Below are 19,919 nucleotides of genomic sequence, written 5' to 3' on the forward strand. Positions count from 1 at the left end.
CCATTCCGGACGCCGCGCCCGCACCGGCGGGCCCGAAACCCCTGCAGGGCATGCAGCTGGTCCTGTTGACCATCGCGGTCGCGTTCTCCACGTTCATGGAGATTCTCGACATGACGATCGTCAACGTGGCCGTGCCGCATATCGCGGGCAGCCTGGGCGTGAGTTCGAACGAGGGCACGTGGGCGATCAGTTCGTACGCGCTGGCCAGCGCGGTGATGCAGCCGCTGACCGGCTGGATCGCCAAACGCTTCGGCGAAGTGAAGACCTTCTGCTTCTCCGTCGCGCTGTTCGTCGCGTTTTCGATGCTGTGCGGCCTGGCCACCAGCATGCCGATGCTGGTGCTGTTCCGCCTGCTGCAGGGGGCGGGCTCCGGCCCGATGGTGGCATTGTCGCTGTCGCTGCTGCTGGCGAGCTATCCAAAGGACAAACAAGGCATCGCGCTGGCGATGTGGGCGATGACCGTGGTCGTCGCGCCGATCTTCGGACCGATCCTCGGCGGCTACCTCACGGACAATTTCTCCTGGCCGTGGATTTTCTACATCAACGTACCGGTGGGCGCCGCGGCGGGCGTGATCACCTGGGCGATCCTGCGCACCCGTGAAACGAAGATCGTGCGCGCACCGATCGATTCGGTAGGCCTGTTCCTGCTGGTGCTCGGTGTGGGCTGCCTGCAGTTCATGCTGGACAACGGCAACGACCACGACTGGTTCGCTTCGCCGCTGATCCTGACGCTCAGCCTCGTCGCGGTGGTCGCGCTGACGTTCCTGGTCATCTGGGAGCTGACCGCGAAGTATCCGGTGGTGGATCTGTCGCTGTTCACGCGGCGCAATTTCGCCGTGGGCGTCAGCGCGTTGTCCCTGGGCATGCTGGGCTTCTTCGGCATCACCGTGGTGTTCCCGCTGTGGCTGCAGACGACGCTGGGCTATACCGCGACATGGGCAGGCCTGGCGACCGCACCCGTCGGCATCCTCGCGTTCCTCATGTCGCCCATCATCGGCAAGAACATCCAGCGGCTGGAACTGCGCGCGGTGGTGACCTTCGCCTTCCTCGTGTTCGCGTTCACCGCGTTCTGGTTTTCGACCTTCAACAGCGGCGCGTCGTTCGCCACGCTGGTCCTGCCTCGCTTCGTCATGGGCATCGGCATCGCGTGCTTCTTCATTCCGCTGAACCAGATCTTCCTTTCCGGCCTGCGGCCCGACCAGATCGCCGGTGCGTCGGGGCTGGCCAACTTCTGCCGCACGCTCGCGTCGAGCGTGTCGACCGCACTCACGGTGACGATCTGGCAGCATCGCGGCGAAGCGCACCATGCCTCGCTGACCGAATACGTCAATCCGGCGTCCCCGGCGGCGATGGCCTATGTCGACCGGCTGCAGATGATGAACCTGCATGGACAGGCACAGCGAACCGTGCTGGACCAGGTGGTCAACCGGGAGGCGCTGACGCTCGCCGTCAACGACGTGTTCTGGCTGTGCGGGATCCTTTTTCTGGCACTGATACCGATTCTCTGGCTGGCGAAGCCGCCGTTCGGGAATGCCGGAGGAGCGGCGGCGCACTGACGCCGCACCTCCGAATATTAAATCGGCGTTATTTAAATCGTTCCAATCCCATATGTGAAACCGCAAACGTTTACAAGACGGTGCGACAACTGGTGCGACGCAATACCACGTGGTAGCTTTCGCCGCATGGCACAATCCCTACGCATCATTAAGAAGTATCCGAACCGTCGTCTGTATGACACGGAGATCTCGAGCTACATCACGCTGGAAGAAGTCCGCCAGCTGGTCCTCGACGGGGAAACTTTCGAAGTCCGCGACGCCAAGTCCGGTGACGACCTGACCCGATCCGTCCTGCTGCAGATCATCTCCGAACACGAAGAGCACGGTCAGCCGATGCTCTCCCCGCAGCTGCTGTCGCACATCATCCGGTTCTACGGCGACTCCCTGCAGGGCTTCATGGGCCCGTATCTGGAGCGCAGCCTGCAGGTCTTCCTCGACCAGCAGCAGCAGTTCCGTACCCAGCTCAACAGCCTGATGGGCCAGACCCCGTGGTCCATGCTCAACGAAATGACCGAGCGCAACCTCGACGTCTGGAAGTCGATGCAGCGCGGTTTCCTCGATGCCGCCACGGCCAAGCCGCCCGAGCCCGCCTCGCGCCAGAGCCAGACGTCGCGGCCGGGTAAGAAGGCAAGCTGACGCATCCCGCCGCCGGGGACTTGCTCCCGGCGGCGCTGCGGCGCACGATGCGCTGCCCCGCAATATTGCGCAGCAAAAACAGGCCGCCATGCCCCGTAACGACATCGCCGTGGTCGGCGCCGGACTGGTCGGCGCCATGGTCGCCACCCTGCTGACCCAGCGCGGTTTCCGCGTCTCCGTCTTCGAGAAGCGCTCCGATCCCCGCAAGGCGGGCTTTCAGGGCGGCCGTTCGATCAATCTCGCCCTGGCCGAACGCGGCCTGCATGCATTGCGCGCCACCGGTCTCGCCGGGCAGGTGCTCGAACAGGCGGTCATGATGCGCGGCCGCATGGTTCACGATCCGGCCGGCCACAGCGGCCTGCAGCGCTATGGAGTGGACGATTCCGAAGTCATCTGGTCGGTGTCGCGAGGTGGTCTCAATAACCTCATGCTCGATGCGGCGGAAGCCGCCGGCGCGACCATCCATTTCGATCAGGGCCTGGCCGGGGCCGACCTGGACGCGGGCAGACTCATGCTGCGCAGCATGGACGGAACCGAGCGCAGCATCGACGCGCCCGTGATCATCGGTGCCGATGGCGCCGGGTCCGCGTTGCGGGCCCAGATGCACCGACATTCGCCGCTCGGCGAACGGATCGAAGAGCTGGGTCACGGCTACAAGGAACTCGAAATTCCTCCTGGCAAGGATCCCGCCGCGCCGTTCGCCATCGAACGGAACGCGCTGCATATCTGGCCGCGCGGCCATTACATGTGCATCGCGCTGCCGAACCGCGAGGGCAGCTTCACGGTGACGCTGTTCCTGCCCAACGATGGCGAGCATCCCAGCTTCCGTACGATCGCAGGCGCCGCCGCCGCCGAGAGCTTTTTCCGCACGGAATTTCCCGATGCGCTGGCGCTGATGCCCGAGTTCGCGAACGACTGGGCGGCCCATCCGGTCGGCACGCTGGCGACGCTCTACCTGGATCGCTGGCATATCGGCGGCCGCGCCCTGCTGATCGGCGACGCCGCGCACGCGATCGTGCCGTTTCACGGTCAGGGTATGAACTGCGGATTCGAAGACGCGGCCGAGCTGGCGGACCTGTTCGCGGCGAATCCGTCCGATCCGGCGGCCGTGTTCGCCGCCTTCGAAGCGACGCGCAAGCCCAATGCCGACGCGATCGCACGAATGGCGCTGGAGAATTACGTGGAGATGCGCGACAAGGTCGCGGATCCCGTGTTCCTGCGCAAGCGCGAACTGGGTGCGCTGCTGACGGAGCATTGCCCGACGCACTACCTGCCGCGCTACCGGATGGTGACGTTTACGCATCTGCCTTACCGCTACGCGCTGGAGCGCGGGCAGGCGCAGGACGTGTTGGTCGAGCAGCTCCTGCTGGGGCATGAAAGCGTGGCGTCGGTGGATATCGAGGCGGCTGTGCGGGCACTGCAGGCGACCTTGCCTCCGTTGCCGGCCGAGGCGTTCGATCGGGGCTGAGGAAGCCGCGACACAGTCACGCATGGACAAGCTGCCGCATGGCCCGGACAATCGTCGGAATGACCGTCGCCGCCGCCAACGCAGTCCTGCTTGAAGCGCGCTCCCTGTGCTTCCTGCGCCAGGATGAGCCGGTCTTCGGTCCGGTGGATTTCGCACTGCGCGAGGGCGAAATCGCACTGATCGAAGGCGACAACGGCAGTGGTAAAACCACGCTGATGCGGGTGCTTACCGGCATGCTTCGCCCCGGTTCGGGGGAGGTCCTGCTCGACGGCGCCCCATTTTCGCTCGATACCGTCGCCGGGGCCGTGGTCTTTCTCGGCCACCACCCCGGCCTCAAACTCGACCTCTCGCCTCGCGAGAATCTGCGTGTCGCCGCCGGACTGTACGGCCTGCGCGGCGGCGCCGATATCGATGTGTCCCTCGGCGAGGTAGGCCTCGCCGGATACGAAGATGAGTCCGTGCGTCGCCTCTCCGCCGGCCAGAAGAAGCGTGTGGCGCTCGCCCGCTTGCTGATTCTGCCGGCACGCGTATGGCTGCTCGACGAGCCCTACGCCAATCTCGACCGCGAAGGCATCGCGCTGGTCAACCGCCTGCTGGAACGCCATGCCGCGCGCGGCGGTGCCGCTCTGGTGACGAGCCATGGGGCGGTCTCTTTCGCCGGCGACGCGCCACGCCGCATCCGGCTGCACGCATGACGCCCGGAAGCACACCCGCCGCCTGCGCCGCCCTGCTGCGCCGCGATCTGACCCTGGCCTGGCGCCGGCGCGGTGACATCGCCATGCCCGTGCTCTATGCGGTGATCGTCGCGACACTCTTCCCGTTCGCCCTCGGACCCGAGCCTGCCCTGCTCGCCCGCGTCGCCGGTGGCGTCGTGCTGGTCACGGTCGTGCTGGCCATCCTGCTTTCGCTCGACAACCTGTTCCGCGGCGATATCGAGGACGGCTCGATGGAGCTGCTGATGCTCGCACCGCAGCCGCTGGCCTTGCTCGTGGGCGTCAAGATCCTCGCTCACTGGATCGTCTCGTCGCTGCCGCTGATCGTCGTCGCACCGCTGCTGGCCAGCATGCTGAAGCTCCCGGCGCCGGCCATGCCCGTGCTCGTGGCCACCCTCGCGCTGGCCACGCCGTTGCTGTGCCTCCTGGGAGCGATCCTCGTCGCGCTGACGGCCGGCTCGCGACGCTCTGGTATGCTGCTCGCGCTCATGCTTCTGCCGCTTTGCGTGCCGGTCGTCATCTTCGCCGCGGGGGCTGTATCGGCCGCGCAGGAAGGCCTGCCCTGGGTCGCACCGGTGGCGTGGCTCGGCGCCGGACTGGTTCTGGCGCTGGTGCTGGCACCGCTTGCGTGCGCCGCGGCGCTGCGCATCGCGATGGACTCATGATGCGCGCCACCGTACGGACCGGAATCCGGTTTCACCCCTTCCCGCACCAAACGGCAACGAGGACCGATGGCTAACTGGGTTCCCCTCTGGCTGCACCGTCTCAGCTCCCCGCCGGTGTTCTACCGTTTCGCGGGCGCCGTCCGACCGTGGGCGCTGGGCATCGCGCTGCTGCTCGGCGGTGTGGCGCTCTATGGCGGCCTGTTCGTCGCGCCGGCCGATTACCAGCAGGGCGACGCGTACCGGATCATCTTCATCCACGTACCCAGCGCCTGGATGAGCCTTTTCATCTACGGCGTGATGGCCGTCGCCGCGTTCATCGGCCTGGTCTGGCGGATCAAGCTCGCCGAAACCGTGGCGATGGAGTCCGCCCCCGTCGGCGCCGCGTTCACCCTGATCACGCTGGTCACCGGCTCGCTTTGGGGCAAGCCGATGTGGGGCACCTGGTGGACCTGGGACGCGCGCCTCACGTCCGAGCTGGTGCTGCTTTTCATCTACCTTGGCATCGTCGGTCTGTATCACTCCTTCGAGGACCGGCGTCAGGGCGCGCGTGCCGCGTCGTTTCTGGTGCTGGTCGGCGCGGTCAACGTGCCGATCGTGCATTTCTCGGTGAACTGGTGGAACACGCTGCACCAGGGTTCGACGGTGCGTCTGCTCGGGCCCTCGCATATCGATGCCAGCATGCTGTGGCCCCTGCTGACGATGATGGCGGCCACCAAGCTGTATTACGTCGCCAGCCTGTTCGCGCGCGTGCGCGCCGACTTCATCGTTGCGGAAAGCGGCAAGGGCTGGGTGCGCGATCTAGCCCTGAACACGCCGGGGAACGACGCCGCATGACCGCCGCCCTCGCCATGGGCCAGTACGGCTTCTACGTCTGGACCTCGCTCGCCGTTTTCTTCCTCGTCCTTCTGATCGACACCCTCGCGCCACTGGCGAGGCGTCGACGCAACGTGCGCGATCTCCGTGCGCGCCTCGCGCGCCAGGAGAACCGCCGCCGTCCCGGAACCGCTCCCCGTAATGAATCCCACCCGTAAGCGTCGCCTCGCCATCGTGATCTCGGTGATCGCCGCCGCCATCGTGGCGGTCGGTCTGACCGTGTTCGCATTGCAGCGAAACATGAATTATCTCTTTACCCCGAGCCAGGTGCAGCAAGGCCAGGCCACGCAGTACGGCAGCTTCCGGCTGGGCGGCATGGTCAAGGCGGGTTCGATCCAGCGCGCGAAGGACAGCCTGAAGGTCAGCTTCATCGTCGTCGACGATCAGGGCGCCATGCCGGTGGAATACACCGGGATCCTGCCGGACCTGTTCCGCGACAACCAGTCGGTCATCGCGACGGGTCGCATGGACGATGCCCGTTTCATCGCCAGCGAAGTGCTCGCCAAGCACGACGAGAACTACATGCCGAAGGAACTCAAGGACGCCATGGCCAAGGCGCATGAGAACCGCAAGATCGACGACAAGGGCATGGGCGATCAGGCCATGACTGACAAGGCCACGGCACCGGGTACGCCGAAATGATTCCGGAGCTTGGCCAGTTCGCGCTCGTCCTCGCGCTGTTGCTGGCGCTGGTCCAGGGCATCCTGCCCATCGTCGGCGCGTGGCGTGGCAACGCCGCGCTGATGGCCGTGGCGCGACCCGCCGCCGCCGGCCAGGCCGTGTTCGTGTTTCTGGCGATGGGCGTGCTGATCCACGCGTTTCTCGTCTACGACTTCTCGGTGGCCTATGTCGCCGACAACTCGAACCTCGCGCTGCCCTGGTACTACCGGATCACCGCGGTGTGGGGCGCGCACGAAGGCTCGATGCTGCTGTGGGTCTTCATCCTCAACGTCTGGTCGCTCGCGCTGGCGGTGCTGAGCCGTCACCTGCCGACACCTTTCGTCTCCCGCGTACTCGGCGTGCTCGGCCTCATCGGCGTCGGCTTCCTGGCCTTCATCCTGTTTACCTCGAATCCGTTTCTGCGCGAGCTGCCGATGCCCTCCGACGGCGGCGACCTCAATCCGGTGCTGCAGGATCCCGGCATGACCTTCCACCCGCCCGTGCTCTACATGGGCTACGTGGGTTTCTCGGTGGCGTTCGCGTTTTCCATCGCGGCGCTGCTGGGTGGCGAGCTCGAGCAGGCCTGGGTGCGCTGGGCTCGCCCATGGACCAACGTCTCGTGGGCTTTCCTCACCATGGGCATCGTCGCCGGCAGCTGGTGGGCATACGCCGAGCTGGGCTGGGGCGGCTGGTGGTTCTGGGACCCGGTCGAGAACGCGTCCTTCATGCCCTGGCTGGTCGGCGTCGCGCTGATCCACGCCCAGGCGGTGACCGAGAAGCGGGGCTCACTCCCCGCATGGACGGTGCTGCTGTCGTTGTTCGCGTTTTCGCTGTCGCTGCTCGGCACCTTCCTCGTGCGCTCGGGTGTGCTGACCTCGGTACATGCGTTCGCTTCGGACCCGCGTCGCGGCCTGTACATCCTCGGCTTCCTGATCGTGGTGATCGGCGGCTCGCTGCTGCTCTATGCCATCCGCGCGCCCAGGGTGGCGACGGGCAAGCCGTTCGCGGCGCTGTCGCGCGAGACCGGCATCATGATCGCCAACCTGCTGTTCACCACGGCGGCGGCCATGGTGCTGCTGGGCACACTGTTCCCGCTGATCGGCGACGCGCTCAATCTCGGCCGCATCTCGGTCGGACCACCCTATTTCAGTTTTCTGTTCATCGCGCTGATGGCGCCCGCGGTCCTCCTGCTTCCGTTCGGCCCCTACCTGCGCTGGGGCAGCGCCGAGGGCCGTCAGCTGACGACGCTTGCCCTGCGTGCCGGTATCGCCGCCGTGATCTGCGCCATCGTCGCCGCCTTTGTCGCCCAGGGTCACCTGCGTGCGATCGCCGGCATCGCGGGCGCCGTCTGGGTGGCCGCGGGCACCCTGTCGTACATCCTCAAGCGCTGGCGCGAGATGCCGCGCGGCCGCCGCTATCCGGCCGAGATGGCCGGCATGCTGGTCGCTCACACCGGTGTCGCCATCTTCATCATCGGCGTGATGCTGTCGGAGTCGCTGAGCGTCGAGCGCGACGTACGTATGGCGCCCGGCGACACGCAGGCCATCGGTGGCTATGTGTTCCGCTTCGATGGTGTGCACGAAACCCAGGGACCGAACTGGCGCGCCGATGAAGGCACGGTCACCATCCAGCGCGATGGCACGACGATGGCGACCGTGAAGCCGCAGAAACGCACGTATTCGCGCGGCCAGGTACAGACCGAATCCGCCATCGACGCGGGCTTGTTCCGCGATATCTACGTCGCGCTCGGCGAGCCGATGCAGGCGACGGATGTCGAGGGCGCCTGGGCGTTGCGGCTGTACTACAAGCCGTTCGTCCGCTGGATCTGGCTCGGCGGCCTGTTCATGATGCTTGGCGGATTCCTCGCCGCGGGCGAGCGCCGCTTCCGCTCGAAGAAAGCCGCCGCGACCGCCCCCGTGCCCGCGAAGGAATCGCTCGCATGAGTCGCCTGATGCCCTTGTTCGTGTTCCTCGCGCTGTGCGGCCTGTTCGGCTTCGGCATCTGGTGGAACACGCAGCACGATCAGCACGAGATCGTCTCGCCGCTGATCGACAAACCAGCGCCGGACTTCCTGCTGCCCGAACTGGGTCGGCCCATGAGCATGGTCGGCAAGGCCTCGCTGCTGGGCAAGCCGTATTTCCTCAATGTGTTCGGCAGCTGGTGCATCGAATGCGTGCATGAGCATACGGTGTTGTCGGGCGAGGTGAAGTCGCTGGGCCTGCGCCTGGTTGGCCTGAACTACAAGGACGAACCGTCCGACGCGATGAACTGGCTCCGCGAACACGGCAACCCGTTCGACCTCGTCATCACCGACCGTGACGGGCGCGCAGGTATCGATTTCGGCGTGTATGGCGCGCCGGAAACCTTCCTCATCGATGGCAAGGGTGTGATTCGCTACAAGCATGTCGGGCCGATTACGCCTGAAGTGGTCCACAGGGAATTCCGCCCTGCGCTGGCCGCGCTGGCCAAGGAAGGTGGCGAGTGAGCAGGTACGGTCGCGCGCGGGGCGCGCTCCTACAGCGTGCCGGTAACGGTCAGGGTCCTGCCGCAGAAGGTAGGAGCGCGCCCCGCGCGCGACAGCTCCTCGCGATTGCCTTCATGCTTCTCCTGCCGCTGCTCTCGATCGCCCAGGCCATCCAGCCGCTGCCCTTCCGCGACCACGCCGAAGAACTTCGCTTCCAGCATCTCAGCGCCGAACTGCGCTGCCCGATGTGCCAGAACGAAACCCTGGCGGATTCCAACGCGCCGATCGCCCACGACCTGCGCCGTCAGATTTTCGAAATGATGCAGGCAGGCCGGAGCGACGCCGAGATCAAGGCGTATCTGGTCGACCGCTACTCGGATTTCGTGCTGTACAAGCCACCGGTGGAACCGAAGACCTGGCTGCTCTGGTTCGGTCCGCTGATCGTGCTTGCCCTGGGTGGCCTCGTCGTGGCCATCCAGGTACGCCGCCGTGCGCGCCAGAACCCCGTCGGCAACGTGCCGGCGAACGACACCGAGGACGACTGGTGACCCTTCCGTTCTATCTTGCCGCCGGGGCGATGCTCGCCGTCGCTCTCGCCCTCATCCTCGTGCCGCTCATTCGTCAGGGCCGGGTACACGGGCGCTCGAAGGGCGTGTTCGTGCTCGTCGTCGCAGTGGCCGTGCTGGTGCCTCTGGGCAGCGCCGGCATCTACCTGCTGGTCGGCACGCCGGCCACGCTCGGCGGCGTCGAGCCACCGAAGGAAATGGACGTCGGCCAGGCCATCGCCGCGCTGCAGGCGCGACTGAAAGAGCATCCGGACGATACGCAGGGCTGGCTGCTGCTCGGCCAGACCTACGCCATGCTGAAGCAGCCGGCGGATGCCCGCGAAGCCTACGACGGTGCGCTCAAAGCCGACCCTAAGAACGGCCCGGCAATGGTCGGCTGGGCCGAGGCGGACTCGCTCGTGCGTGGCGATCACCTGATCGTCGGACGCGCGTTCGACCTGCTGCAGGCCGCCGTCGCCGACAATCCGCAGAACCAGAAGGCACTGTGGTTGCTGGGCATCGCGCAATTTCAGCAGGAGCACTTCGCGGATGCGTCGGCCACCTGGAAAAAACTGCAGCCGCTGCTGGATCCGGATTCGAACGTGGCGCATGCGGTGGCACAACAGATCGCCGAAGCCGACAAGCGCGTCGGTGGCAAACCTAAGGAATGACCCATGGGTGACGCCCGTCGCTACCACCAGCTGTCCTCACCGTTCCGCATGAAGAGGGGCGGTGAACTGCATGGCGCGCGCGTCGCCTTCGAGACGTGGGGTACCCTCGATGCGTCGCGCGGCAATGCCGTCCTCATTCTGACGGGCTTGTCGCCCAGTGCGCACGCGGCATCCAACGACGAGGATCCCTCGCCCGGCTGGTGGCAGGACATGATCGGGCCCGGCAAGGCCTTCGATACCGATCGCTGGTTCGTCGTCTGCGTCAACTCGCTGGGCAGCGATAAAGGCTCGACCTGCCCCGCGTCGGTCGATCCCGCCACCGGCGCACCCTACCGCCTGACGTTTCCCGAGCTGTCGCTGGAAGACGTGGCGAATGCGGCGCACGAAGCCATCACCGGCCTCGGTATCTCACAGCTCGCCTGTCTCGTCGGCTGCTCGATGGGCGGCATGAGCGCACTCGCGTACATGCTGCTGCACCCGGCCTCGGTGCGCACGCACATCAGCGTCGACACCGCACCGCAGGCGCAACCGTTCGCCATCGCCATCCGCTCGCTCCAGCGCGAGGCCATCCGCCTCGATCCGCACTGGAAGGGCGGACAATACGAAGGCGACGAATGGCCCGAACACGGCATGAGCATCGCGCGTAAGCTGGGTGTGATTACCTATCGCTCCGCGATGGAGTGGAACGGCCGCTTCGCGCGCATCCGTCTCGACGCGGAGCAGCGTGAAGAAAACGAACCGTTCGGCTTCGAGTTCCAGGTCGAGTCGTATCTCGAAGGTCATGCGCGCAGGTTCAACCGCCAGTTCGACCCGAACAGCTACCTTTACCTCTCGCGCGCCAGCGACTGGTTCGACATCGCCGAGCACGGCGAGGGTGACGTCATGCGCGGGCTTGGGCGAATCAAGGTCGAACGTGCCATGGTGATCGGCGTGAGCACGGACATCCTGTTTCCCCTGGAGCAGCAGGAAACCATCGCCAAAGGGCTGGAAGCCGCGGGCGCGGCGGTCGAGTTCGTCGCGCTGGACTCGCCCCAGGGCCACGATGCCTTCCTCGTCGACATCGCCAACTACAGCAAGGCCATCGGCGGCTTCCTCGGCTCGCTCTGACGCCACGCGCCCACGTCAGCCGGGTGCGGCGGCAGGTCGCTGACGCCCCCGATCCCCCTGCCCTGCTATGATCGGAAGCGACCCGGCGTCCCCACGCCACCATCGCCTCCAGAGGTACCACGCATGATCACGGTCGATTTCCAGGGCAGCCGCAAGCTCATCGATGCGATCGACGCTTCCGTCGCGCAGCCGAGCACACCGGCGATCACCGACAACCTGCGCAACGCGCTGTGCCGGCTGATCCGTTCGCAGGAAGTCATCCTGCCCGCCTGCGTCTTCGAGACCGCCGGCGACCACTACGCCCGCCGCGAGCTCTATCGCAGCGAAGAACACGGTTACAGCGTCGTAGCCATGACCTGGGGTCCCGGTCAGGGCACCCTGATCCACGACCACAGCGGCATGTGGTGCGTCGAAGGCGTATGGAACGGCGCGCTCGAAATCGTCCAGTACGAGCTGCTGGGCCACGAGGCGGAGCGCTACCACTTCCGCCCGGTCGGCTCGATCCAGGCCGGCCCCGGCTCCGCCGGCAGCCTGATCCCGCCGCACGAATACCACACCATCCGCAATCCCAGCGAGGACGCGGTTGCGGTCAGCCTGCACATCTATTCGGGCCGCATGACGCAGTGCGCCGTTTTCAACCCAGAAGGCGACGACTGGTACCAGCGCGCCGAACGCAAACTGGGTCTCGACCAGATCCATTGATTCCCGCATAATCCCGGGCCCGTGCCGAAATGGCGGAACCGGTAGACGCGGCGGACTCAAAATCCGTTTGTAGTGATACAGTGAGGGTTCGAGTCCCTCTTTCGGCACCACGCTTCGCAAAAACCCGCCCTCGTGGCGGGTTTTTTTATGCATGCCCGCGCGCTCGTCTTCACCCATGTGACGGACCTACCTTGCGGAGGAGGCCCATTGTCGAACACGCGCAAGAGCCATCGAAGGATGTCCATCGTGTGGCCGAAATTGTCGTCATGCCGCTGCCAGCCTTCTGCAAACCTGCGACCGGGGTAGCCCTGGGGGACGCGCGCACTGCACGGAGAACGACGCCTGCCCAGCCAGCGGGGGGAGCGTACGTAAGTATTCGCTCACAGGGCCTTAACCGAGGGAAGCTTCAGAATCGCCAACGGGGTATCAACGGGGGGAATGACGTGCACACAGACGAAAGAACGCGACACGAACCGACACTCGATCCGGAAGCGCGTTTCGCGCTCCAGCAACTGTGTTCCACGGCGTTCCTTGCCGTGAGCAGCCTCAATGAAACCGCGTGCGTCCGACTCCTGCGCCGTGGGCTCGCCTCGCAGGACGAATTCGGTTACTGGAGCGCCACGGCACCGGGTAAGCGTATGTTCGACCTGCTGACACGTGACGCTCGCGTCGCCGCGGACGTAGCGCGCCGGGCCTGACGGTGGTGAAAGTCCGGGTACGATCCGGTAAAGTCCCCGCCCATGGCACCTCTCCCTATTCCCGGTGGCCTGCTCGTTGCCATCGAAGGCATCGATGGTGCAGGCAAGACGACACTCGCCCATACGTTGCGCGACACGCTTGCTCCGGCCGGCACCCCCGTGGCCCTGAGCAAGGAGCCGACGACCGGCCAGTGGGGCATGCGGATGCGCGCGTCCGCGTCCACCGGGCGACTGACGGCGGATGAAGAACTTCGCCTCCTGATTCTCGACCGGAAAGAGCACGTGGCCGAACTGATCGGCCCCGCGCTGGCCCGTGGCGAGATCGTCATCCTCGACCGCTATTTCCCGTCCAATGTGGCCTATCAGGGCGCGGCCGGGCTCGACACCGGCGCCTTGCTGGAAGCCAACGCCTTCGCTCCTCGCCCCGACCTGCTGCTGCTGCTGGACCTGGAACCCCGGGTAGGTCTGGAGCGCATCCGTAAGCGCGGCGACAAACCGAATCATTTCGAGACGTCGGACAACCTCGACCGTTGCCGTTCGATCTTCCGCGACCTGGCCCTTCCGCATACGGTCGTCATCGACGCGACGCAGGCTCCCGACACCGTGGCGGAACAGGCGTTGAGCCATGTCTACGAGGCGCTCGCCGCCAAACGGGAGCACCGGGCCTGACGTGGTCGGTTTCATGGATGCCAGCTGAACCGATTTCGTCACTTTTGCTCAAGTAACCGATTTGCCCGCCGATGTGATGGAGATCACATTTTCCGGGCCATCGCATGCTTCGTCACTGGATCGACAGAAACCGCGCGTCGCGGGGTAAGCTCGCCGCGCTGGACAAGGTTCAGGCGATCGTCGAGTTCACCGCCGACGGCCATGTGCGTCACGCCAACACCCTGTTCCTGCAGACGATGGGCTATCGCCTGGACGAGATCCGCGGCGTCCACCACCGGCTGTTCGTCACACCGGCCGATGCCGACAGCCCGGCCTACGAAGCGTTCTGGCGCGGCCTTCGTGAGGGCCATGGCGACACTGGACTGTATCGCCGCCGACGCAAGGACGGAGGCGACGTGTGGCTGCAGTCGTCCTACAACCCCTTGACCGACCGCCACGGGAATGTCATCGGGGTCATCAAATACGCGACCGACGTCACCGCTCAGCGTCTCACCGCCGCGGACATGGACGGGCGTCTCCAGGCGATCGATCGCGCGCAGGCGACGATCGAATTCGATCTGGACGGCACCATCCTCGAGGCCAACGACAACTTCCTTGGCGCCATGGGCTATACGCGTGACGAAGTGATCGGTCGTCATCACCGGATGTTCGTCGATCCGACCGAAGCCTCCTCGCCCGGATATCAGACCTTCTGGGCACGACTGCGCGAAGGCCGTCACGACGCCGCGCTCTATCGTCGGCTCGGTCGCGACGGGCGCGTGGTGTGGATCCAGGCCACCTACAACCCCATCTTCGACTTCAACGGCGTACCGATGAAAATCATCAAGTACGCCACCGACATCACGGCGCAGACGCTCGCCGCGCAGACGCTGCAGCGCGAAGTCGTGTCGCTGTCGGACGCGGTCGTCGACAACGCGGACAAGGCCGGCAAGGCCGAGGCCCTCGCGGGCGGCGCGCGGCATGCGGCCGAGCGCGGCGGAGCGGTGATGCGCGATGTCGTCCGCACCATGGGCGGCATCCAGGAAGGCACGCGCTCCATCGAAGAAATCCTCGAGCTGATCGACTCGCTGTCGTTCCAGACCAACCTGCTCTCGCTCAATGCGGCCATCGAGGCGGCGCGCGCGGGCGAGAGCGGCAAGGCGTTCGCCGTGGTGGCCGAGGAGGTGCGCCGGCTCGCGGTACGCAGCGCCGAGGCGTCCAAGCAGATTCATCAGCTGATCGGCGACGCCCGCGGCCGCGTGGACGAAGGAGCGAGCCTGGTCGGTACCGCGGGACACACGATGGAAGAAATCCTTGCCGCCATCGGCAACGTCACCCAGGTCACCGGGGCCATCAGTGAAAGCGCCGAGCGCCAGTCCTCCGGAATCCAGCGGGTCAACGCCGCCGTCTCGCAGCTCGAGGCGGTCTACGGAAACCGCTGACGGTCAGCCATTCGCGTTCGACGCGGGGTAGTCGTTAGTCGTCTCGAACTCGGCGTACGGTTCGCTGCTCTCGCGCAGGCCGGACAGCGGCACACGTTCCGCGACCCCCATGAGGCGGGCGCGGAGCATGCTCACTTCGCGGATTTTCTCGGAGGCCGCGTAGGAATACTCGTTGGTCATGTCGAACACGGCGACCACGTCGCCGTCGCCGCTGCGCATGATCCAGGGGCGTCTGGCGGTAATGAGGCCGGCGCGCTGCATCACCTCGTAGACCTCGTGAAGGATCGATACGACCAGGTCGGTGCGGCCCGGAAACGGTCGGTAGCCGACGATGATGGAAGTGGCCAAGTGATGCCTCGCTTGCGAAGGTCGCCTCGGAGCATTGTTTCCTTTACGACGGCCGCGTCAAGCGATCCGCTAAGCGGATCCGGCAGTGTGCATCAGAGCTCGCGCACGATGCGGAAGCCGACGCGCGCGCTGCGCAGATCCGCCGAGGCGCCCTGCCGGTATGCCGAGCGAACCATCTCCGGCGCGCTGCCCCAGGAGCCGCCGCGGATCACCCGGCGTCCGCACCCGGGATTGACCCAGGCATCGGCCGAACGTGGCGCACGGATGTAGTTGTCGTGCCAGCAGTCGCCGACCCACTCGGAAACGTTTCCGCCCATGTCGTACAGGCCGAACGCGTTCGGCGTGAAGCTCATCACCGGCGCGGGCCCCCAGAAGCCATCCTTGTAACCGTTGAAGGCGTTGCTCCAGCGGCGGCCCGAACCCGAACGATCGTTCCCGCCCGTGAGGTTTTCGACGCGTGACGTCGGCGTGTCGTCACCCCACCAGTAGCGGGAGGTGCTGCCGGCACGCAGGCTGTATTCGAACTCCGCCTCGCTGGCCAGGCGGTATTTCTTGCCGGTGCGCTGAGACAGCCAGTCCGCGTAGGCCTTCGCATCGTTCCAGGAGACGTTGATCACGGGCAGACGCTCCTGCCCGGGTTTGCCTGCGTAATCGTCCTGCCAGGTGGCCGCATCGTCATCGCGCAGGCCCCCGCTCTGCTCGTCGTATACGCTGCCGCCCTGCAGCGACTGCGACTGCGGCACGTAGCCGGTGGCACGCACGAAGTCGCGGAACTGACCGATGGTGACCGCGCTGCGCGCCATGGCGAAGCCCTTGTCGATCTGCACCTCGTGCACCGGCGCTTCGTTGGCGTCGTGTCCACGCTCGCCATCGGGCGAACCCATGAGGAACTTGCCGGTCGGCACGACTACCATGGCGGGCGCCTGGCCCGTCGAGTCGACGAAGCGGTCTGCGAAGACCTGACCCGGCTTGTAGCTCGCATAGAGCCGGGCGTTGGTCAGCCGTTCGTTGAAATCATCCAGACCGGCGAGATCGGCACTGATCTGCTGAGCCTTGTCCGCCAGTTGCCGCGCCAGTTCGAGATTGCCCGAGTCCAGCGCGGAGCGCGCCTGCGCGAGCATCGCCGTGGCGCTCTGCCGACGCATGCCTTCGATGCGGCCACGGGTGTCCTGCAGGCCTTGCGATTCCGGCTGGATCGCCGCCGCCTCCGCCAGCGCGGTGTCCGCCGCCGCAAAGTCGTTCTGCGCCACCGCGGCCAGCGCCTTGTCCAGCACGGTGCGTTGCACCTGCGTAATGCCCTGTTCCGCCACGGCGTTGTCCGCATCCAGCTGCAGCACTTCGCGGTAGGTGTCGAGGGCGCTGTCGCCGTGCGGGAGGTCGGCCTTGCCCTCCTGCAACTGCGCGGCGGCCTTGCCCAGCAGCGGCCGCACCTTGTCCAGCACGGCGAGTTTCTGTTGCAGCGGGGCGACGTCGGCGGTGCTGTCCGGCAGACCCTTCAGCGCCGTCAATGACTCACGCGCCGCGTCGGCATCGCCCAGTGCGATGTCCTGCTCGATCTCGGCCGCAAGGCGTGCGCGCACCTCGTCCATGCCCGCGAGCGCGCGCTGACTGTCCGCTTTTTCCTTGAGCACGGCGGCGAATAGCGAGGCCGCGCTGTCCTTGCCTCCGACCAGACGATCGGCGGCCAACGCCTTGTCACCCCGGTCGAGCGCGGCGGTGATCTCGGGCGTGTCCGGGCTCTTCTGCGCCGGCAACGGTACCTCGGGCGATTTGTCGCGGCGGCGGGCGGCGATGACCGCCGCGGGCGCCAGCATGATCGGCGGCCCGGCGTCGATCTCGGACACGACGGCCGGCGTCGCGGCCTGCGGACGCTGGTCGAAACCCATCGTCGTCGGCTGGCCGCGCATGGGCGAACGCGGGGTGTTCTGCGTCGGCGAGACGTGAAGAAGCTGCGGAAAGAAGTGATAGAACAAGGCGAAACCGAGCACGGCCACACCCAACGCGCCGCCGATGGCGCGCTGTCGCTGGACGGTTTCGGTGTTGGGCATGGTGGGCGGTTCCGTGCGAGCCTGCTATCGTGCGTTGCAACCATAGGGAATCGCGCTCGACAGGGCAACACGATGCGTCGACGTGACCCCTGACCGAACAAGGACGCATGCATGACAACGAGCGACATCGCTCACACCGCTCCCTGGATCGACAACCGCGAGGTTCTCGACACATGGCTCGCCCCGATCGCCCCCGCCGCCGTCGTCGGACTCGATACCGAGTTCATGCGACGCAACACCTTCTATCCTCAGCTCGCCCTGCTCCAGCTTGCGCATGAAGGCCGCTACGCGCTAATCGATCCGCTTGCCGTGCCGCTGGAGGACGCGCTCGCACCGACGTTCGCCGACCAGCCCGTCGTCACGGTCATGCACAGCGCGGGCGAAGACCTGGAAGCCATGGCGCCGTGCCTGCCCGATGGCCCGCACACCCTGTTCGACACGCAGATCGCCGCCGCTTTCGTCGGTATGGGGCTGGGCATCAGCTATCGCGCGTTGGTCGCCGAGCTGGTCGGCGCCGAGCTGGACAAGGGCGAGACACGCAGCGACTGGTTGCAACGGCCTCTGACCGACTCACAGAAGTTGTACGCCACGCTCGACGTGGTGCACCTGCATCCGGTCCACGCGATCCTCAGCGAACGACTGGCCGCGCGCGGCCGCGACGGATGGCACGCGGAAGACTGCGCACGCATGAAGCGCCGCGCCAGCCAGCGCGAGGGCGATCCGCAACCCCAGCGGGGGTTCAAGGCGGCCAGCGAGTGGGTGCCGGAGAACCAGGCGCTGCTGCGCCGCGTGCTGCGCTGGCGTGAAGCCGCCGCACGTGCCCTCGACAAGCCCCGCTCCTGGCTGCTCGAAGACAACCATGCACTGGACCTGGTGTCGAAAATCCCCCAGATGCCCGCCGAACTCGACGAGCGTGTCCGTGGGACGCGCGCCCTGCGTTCGGCGCAGCGCCAAGAATTGTTCGACCTGTTGCGTGTTCCGGTCGACGCCACGGAAGTCGAGACGACGGTGAGAATCACCGGCCATCCGATGGGCGACGCCAAGCGCGCCATCAACGAGATGCGCAGCGCCATCGATACGCTGGCCACGCAACTCGACCTTCCGCCCGGCCTGCTCTGCGCACGCCGCTCGATGGAAGAATTCGTGATGAGCGGCGGCCTGTGGCCCGAGGCGCTGGAAGGCTGGCGTCGTGAGGTGCTTTACGACCGGTTGTCGGCGTTGTTGCCCGACCGGACCTGACGCCGTCGCCAAGGGCTTGGCGACCCGCTGTTCCCCTGCTAACATTTGTGGCTCGTGTGGGGCCTTAGCTCAGCTGGGAGAGCGCGTCGTTCGCAATGACGAGGTCGGGGGTTCGATCCCCCCAGGCTCCACCAATCCGATACCGACAAAACAGCGCGTGGTGCTTCGGCACCTCGCGCTGTTTTGCTTTACGAGGCTTCTTGGTCCAGCCGGCGTTCGTCGTAGTCCGACTGCGCCTGCGCCATCGCCTGCCCGTGTCGGCCGGCCCAGATGCACAGCGCATCGAACGGATCCTTCAGCGTACGCCCCAGCGGGGTGATCGAGTACTCCACCGCGACGGGCGACAGCGGCAGCACGCGCCGCGCGACCAGACCGTTTCGCTCCAACCGTCGCAGCGCCTCGGTCAGAGCCTTATGCGTGATCCCTTCCAGCCGGCGCAGCAGCTGATTGAATCGCACCGGGTTTTCGCAGACCACGCTGAGGATCATCACCGACCACTTGTTGGCGATCTGGTCGAGGATCGGTTTGGTTTCGCGCACGTCGATCAGCGCGACTTCGTCGTCGGGGAGCGGAAGCCTGGGCGGCATGAAGATAACCTCGCGTATACCTACGCACTTCAAAGTGCATAATTGACCGTAGATATACGCCGTATACCATGATGCTTCAAGTCCTTCCGGAGCATCGTCATGTCGCAACTCAGTGGAAAAATCGCCGTCGTTACCGGTGGTGGCAGCGGGATCGGGCTCGCCATCGCCCAGCGCTTCGTCAACGATGGTGCCTATGTCTTCATCGTCGGCCGCCGCCAGGCGACACTCGATGACGCCATCGCCGGCCTCGGCGCCAACGCCGAAGCCGTGCAGGCCGACGTTACCGACGCCGTCCAGCTGGACCGCGTCTTCGCCACGGTCGTCGCACGCAAGGGTCGCGTCGACACCCTCGTGGTCAACTCGGGCATCAGCGAATACAGCCTGGTCGACGACATCACCGAAGCGCACTTCGACGGCATCTTCGACCTCAACGTCCGCGCCGCGGCATTCACCGTGCAGAAAGCGGTGCCGCACATGCCCCCGGGCGGCACCATCGTGCTGATCGGGTCCATCGCGGATGCGATCGGCGTGTATGGCTACGGCACCTACGCCGCAAGCAAGGCGGCGCTGCGCTCGTATGCCCGCACCTGGACCGCCGAGCTGGTCAGCCGCGGCATCCGCGTCAACACGCTCAGCCCGGGCCCGGTCGACACCGACATGATGGCTGCCGCTTCCGATGAGGTGCGCGAGACGCTGACCGCCCGCATACCCCTCGGCCGTATGGGCAGACCCGATGAGGTCGCCGCGGCGGCGTTGTTCCTGGCCTCGTCCGAGAGCAGCTTCATCGCGGGCGCGGAACTGTGCATCGACGGCGGCATGACACAGGTCTGACCGGTTTTGCTTTATGGT

22 protein-coding genes and 2 tRNA genes are annotated in these 19,919 nt (G+C 66.1%); 21 read left to right on the plus strand and 3 right to left on the minus strand.

Annotated elements, in window-relative coordinates:
* The first annotated feature begins 50 nt into the window (after positions 1 to 50).
* From B5X73_RS08760 to B5X73_RS08845, 18 genes are all read left to right on the plus strand, one after another.
* Complete coding sequence (locus tag B5X73_RS08760; protein ID WP_079521515.1) at positions 51 to 1,556, plus strand: DHA2 family efflux MFS transporter permease subunit; 1,506 nt, start codon at positions 51 to 53, stop codon at positions 1,554 to 1,556.
* Positions 1,557 to 1,682: 126 nt separating this feature from the next.
* Entirely contained in the window at positions 1,683 to 2,192 is a 510-nt protein-coding gene (gene phaR, locus B5X73_RS08765) for a polyhydroxyalkanoate synthesis repressor PhaR (protein WP_036113645.1), read from the plus strand.
* A gap of 88 nt (positions 2,193 to 2,280) precedes the next feature.
* On the plus strand, positions 2,281 to 3,660 hold the full coding sequence (locus tag B5X73_RS08770) for an FAD-dependent oxidoreductase (RefSeq protein ID WP_079521382.1): 1,380 nt from the start codon (positions 2,281 to 2,283) through the stop codon (positions 3,658 to 3,660).
* A 59-nt stretch (positions 3,661 to 3,719) separates the two neighbouring features.
* The gene (gene ccmA / locus B5X73_RS08775; RefSeq protein WP_079521383.1) at positions 3,720 to 4,355 is read left to right on the plus strand and encodes a heme ABC exporter ATP-binding protein CcmA; all 636 of its coding nucleotides are present in this window, start codon (positions 3,720 to 3,722) and stop codon (positions 4,353 to 4,355) included.
* Positions 4,352 to 5,038, plus strand: a complete 687-nt coding sequence (gene ccmB, locus B5X73_RS08780; protein ID WP_079521384.1) for a heme exporter protein CcmB — start codon at positions 4,352 to 4,354, stop codon at positions 5,036 to 5,038. The genes ccmA and ccmB overlap by 4 nt, the downstream gene beginning before the upstream one ends.
* Positions 5,039 to 5,104: 66 nt before the next feature.
* Positions 5,105 to 5,872, plus strand: coding sequence for a heme ABC transporter permease (locus tag B5X73_RS08785; RefSeq protein ID WP_079521385.1), 768 nt, complete (start codon positions 5,105 to 5,107; stop codon positions 5,870 to 5,872).
* On the plus strand, positions 5,869 to 6,069 hold the full coding sequence (ccmD, locus tag B5X73_RS08790) for a heme exporter protein CcmD (protein ID WP_079521386.1): 201 nt from the start codon (positions 5,869 to 5,871) through the stop codon (positions 6,067 to 6,069). The genes B5X73_RS08785 and ccmD overlap by 4 nt, the downstream gene beginning before the upstream one ends.
* Positions 6,053 to 6,553, plus strand: coding sequence for a cytochrome c maturation protein CcmE (ccmE, locus tag B5X73_RS08795; RefSeq protein ID WP_051943718.1), 501 nt, complete (start codon positions 6,053 to 6,055; stop codon positions 6,551 to 6,553). Before ccmD ends, ccmE begins: the two co-directional genes overlap by 17 nt.
* Positions 6,550 to 8,514: a heme lyase CcmF/NrfE family subunit gene (locus tag B5X73_RS08800; protein WP_079521387.1), complete on the plus strand. Its 1,965-nt coding sequence runs from the start codon at positions 6,550 to 6,552 to the stop codon at positions 8,512 to 8,514. Before ccmE ends, B5X73_RS08800 begins: the two co-directional genes overlap by 4 nt.
* Positions 8,511 to 9,056, plus strand: a complete 546-nt coding sequence (locus tag B5X73_RS08805) for a DsbE family thiol:disulfide interchange protein (protein ID WP_079521388.1) — start codon at positions 8,511 to 8,513, stop codon at positions 9,054 to 9,056. The genes B5X73_RS08800 and B5X73_RS08805 overlap by 4 nt, the downstream gene beginning before the upstream one ends.
* Positions 9,057 to 9,169: 113 nt before the next feature.
* Entirely contained in the window at positions 9,170 to 9,583 is a 414-nt protein-coding gene (locus tag B5X73_RS08810; RefSeq protein ID WP_176167791.1) for a cytochrome c-type biogenesis protein, read from the plus strand.
* Complete coding sequence (locus B5X73_RS08815; RefSeq protein WP_079521389.1) at positions 9,580 to 10,251, plus strand: tetratricopeptide repeat protein; 672 nt, start codon at positions 9,580 to 9,582, stop codon at positions 10,249 to 10,251. Before B5X73_RS08810 ends, B5X73_RS08815 begins: the two co-directional genes overlap by 4 nt.
* Positions 10,252 to 10,254: 3 nt before the next feature.
* On the plus strand, positions 10,255 to 11,358 hold the full coding sequence (locus B5X73_RS08820; RefSeq protein WP_079521390.1) for a homoserine O-acetyltransferase MetX: 1,104 nt from the start codon (positions 10,255 to 10,257) through the stop codon (positions 11,356 to 11,358).
* Positions 11,359 to 11,481: 123 nt separating this feature from the next.
* On the plus strand, positions 11,482 to 12,060 hold the full coding sequence (locus B5X73_RS08825) for a cysteine dioxygenase family protein (RefSeq protein WP_079521391.1): 579 nt from the start codon (positions 11,482 to 11,484) through the stop codon (positions 12,058 to 12,060).
* A 23-nt stretch (positions 12,061 to 12,083) separates the two neighbouring features.
* Positions 12,084 to 12,170: transfer RNA gene (locus B5X73_RS08830), tRNA-Leu, on the plus strand.
* 333 nt (positions 12,171 to 12,503) lie between these two features.
* Positions 12,504 to 12,758, plus strand: a complete 255-nt coding sequence (locus B5X73_RS08835; RefSeq protein WP_079521392.1) for a hypothetical protein — start codon at positions 12,504 to 12,506, stop codon at positions 12,756 to 12,758.
* A 42-nt stretch (positions 12,759 to 12,800) separates the two neighbouring features.
* Complete coding sequence (tmk, locus tag B5X73_RS08840; RefSeq protein WP_079521393.1) at positions 12,801 to 13,427, plus strand: dTMP kinase; 627 nt, start codon at positions 12,801 to 12,803, stop codon at positions 13,425 to 13,427.
* Between the two features lie 104 nt (positions 13,428 to 13,531).
* Positions 13,532 to 14,848, plus strand: a complete 1,317-nt coding sequence (locus B5X73_RS08845) for a methyl-accepting chemotaxis protein (RefSeq protein WP_079521394.1) — start codon at positions 13,532 to 13,534, stop codon at positions 14,846 to 14,848.
* Between the two features lie 3 nt (positions 14,849 to 14,851).
* On the opposite strand, the gene B5X73_RS08850 is transcribed toward B5X73_RS08845, so the two are convergent.
* Together B5X73_RS08850 and B5X73_RS08855 are read right to left on the minus strand one after the other, a co-directional pair.
* Positions 14,852 to 15,196 carry a hypothetical protein gene (locus B5X73_RS08850; protein ID WP_079521395.1) on the minus strand — a complete coding sequence of 115 codons (345 nt, stop codon included), beginning with the start codon at positions 15,194 to 15,196 and terminating at the stop codon, positions 14,852 to 14,854.
* 92 nt (positions 15,197 to 15,288) lie between these two features.
* A complete protein-coding gene (locus tag B5X73_RS08855; RefSeq protein WP_079521396.1) occupies positions 15,289 to 17,244 on the minus strand; it encodes a formylglycine-generating enzyme family protein in 1,956 nt (651 codons plus the stop codon).
* A 111-nt stretch (positions 17,245 to 17,355) separates the two neighbouring features.
* Here B5X73_RS08855 and B5X73_RS08860 point away from each other — a divergent pair, with 111 nt between their 5' ends.
* Both B5X73_RS08860 and B5X73_RS08865 read left to right on the plus strand, forming a co-directional pair.
* Positions 17,356 to 18,483 (plus strand): ribonuclease D, encoded by a 1,128-nt coding sequence (locus B5X73_RS08860; protein ID WP_079521397.1) that lies wholly within the window; start codon positions 17,356 to 17,358, stop codon positions 18,481 to 18,483.
* Between the two features lie 58 nt (positions 18,484 to 18,541).
* Positions 18,542 to 18,617 (plus strand) — tRNA-Ala (locus B5X73_RS08865).
* 54 nt (positions 18,618 to 18,671) lie between these two features.
* Here B5X73_RS08865 and B5X73_RS08870 read toward each other — a convergent pair.
* Entirely contained in the window at positions 18,672 to 19,070 is a 399-nt protein-coding gene (locus B5X73_RS08870; protein ID WP_079521398.1) for a winged helix-turn-helix transcriptional regulator, read from the minus strand.
* 99 nt (positions 19,071 to 19,169) lie between these two features.
* Between B5X73_RS08870 and B5X73_RS08875 the strand changes: the two genes are divergently transcribed.
* Positions 19,170 to 19,901 carry an SDR family NAD(P)-dependent oxidoreductase gene (locus tag B5X73_RS08875; protein WP_079521399.1) on the plus strand — a complete coding sequence of 244 codons (732 nt, stop codon included), beginning with the start codon at positions 19,170 to 19,172 and terminating at the stop codon, positions 19,899 to 19,901.
* Positions 19,902 to 19,919: the final 18 nt, after the last annotated feature.

Source organism: Luteibacter sp. 22Crub2.1 (assembly GCF_900167995.1).
GTDB lineage: Bacteria > Pseudomonadota > Gammaproteobacteria > Xanthomonadales > Rhodanobacteraceae > Luteibacter > Luteibacter mycovicinus.

Coding starts and splice junctions, on each gene's coding strand:
- B5X73_RS08785 (WP_079521385.1), top strand. CDS start 5,105: ATGGCTAACTGGGTTCCCCTCTGGCTGCACCGTCTCAGCTCCCCGCCG.
- B5X73_RS08805 (WP_079521388.1), top strand. CDS start 8,511: ATGAGTCGCCTGATGCCCTTGTTCGTGTTCCTCGCGCTGTGCGGCCTG.
- B5X73_RS08820 (WP_079521390.1), top strand. CDS start 10,255: ATGGGTGACGCCCGTCGCTACCACCAGCTGTCCTCACCGTTCCGCATG.
- B5X73_RS08860 (WP_079521397.1), top strand. CDS start 17,356: ATGACAACGAGCGACATCGCTCACACCGCTCCCTGGATCGACAACCGC.
- B5X73_RS08800 (WP_079521387.1), top strand. CDS start 6,550: ATGATTCCGGAGCTTGGCCAGTTCGCGCTCGTCCTCGCGCTGTTGCTG.
- B5X73_RS08875 (WP_079521399.1), top strand. CDS start 19,170: ATGTCGCAACTCAGTGGAAAAATCGCCGTCGTTACCGGTGGTGGCAGC.
- ccmB (WP_079521384.1), top strand. CDS start 4,352: ATGACGCCCGGAAGCACACCCGCCGCCTGCGCCGCCCTGCTGCGCCGC.
- B5X73_RS08760 (WP_079521515.1), top strand. CDS start 51: ATGCAGCTGGTCCTGTTGACCATCGCGGTCGCGTTCTCCACGTTCATG.
- B5X73_RS08810 (WP_176167791.1), top strand. CDS start 9,170: ATGCTTCTCCTGCCGCTGCTCTCGATCGCCCAGGCCATCCAGCCGCTG.
- ccmD (WP_079521386.1), top strand. CDS start 5,869: ATGACCGCCGCCCTCGCCATGGGCCAGTACGGCTTCTACGTCTGGACC.
- B5X73_RS08870 (WP_079521398.1), bottom strand. CDS start 19,070: ATGCCGCCCAGGCTTCCGCTCCCCGACGACGAAGTCGCGCTGATCGAC.
- ccmE (WP_051943718.1), top strand. CDS start 6,053: ATGAATCCCACCCGTAAGCGTCGCCTCGCCATCGTGATCTCGGTGATC.
- phaR (WP_036113645.1), top strand. CDS start 1,683: ATGGCACAATCCCTACGCATCATTAAGAAGTATCCGAACCGTCGTCTG.
- B5X73_RS08825 (WP_079521391.1), top strand. CDS start 11,482: ATGATCACGGTCGATTTCCAGGGCAGCCGCAAGCTCATCGATGCGATC.
- B5X73_RS08770 (WP_079521382.1), top strand. CDS start 2,281: ATGCCCCGTAACGACATCGCCGTGGTCGGCGCCGGACTGGTCGGCGCC.
- ccmA (WP_079521383.1), top strand. CDS start 3,720: ATGACCGTCGCCGCCGCCAACGCAGTCCTGCTTGAAGCGCGCTCCCTG.
- B5X73_RS08855 (WP_079521396.1), bottom strand. CDS start 17,244: ATGCCCAACACCGAAACCGTCCAGCGACAGCGCGCCATCGGCGGCGCG.
- tmk (WP_079521393.1), top strand. CDS start 12,801: ATGGCACCTCTCCCTATTCCCGGTGGCCTGCTCGTTGCCATCGAAGGC.
- B5X73_RS08845 (WP_079521394.1), top strand. CDS start 13,532: ATGCTTCGTCACTGGATCGACAGAAACCGCGCGTCGCGGGGTAAGCTC.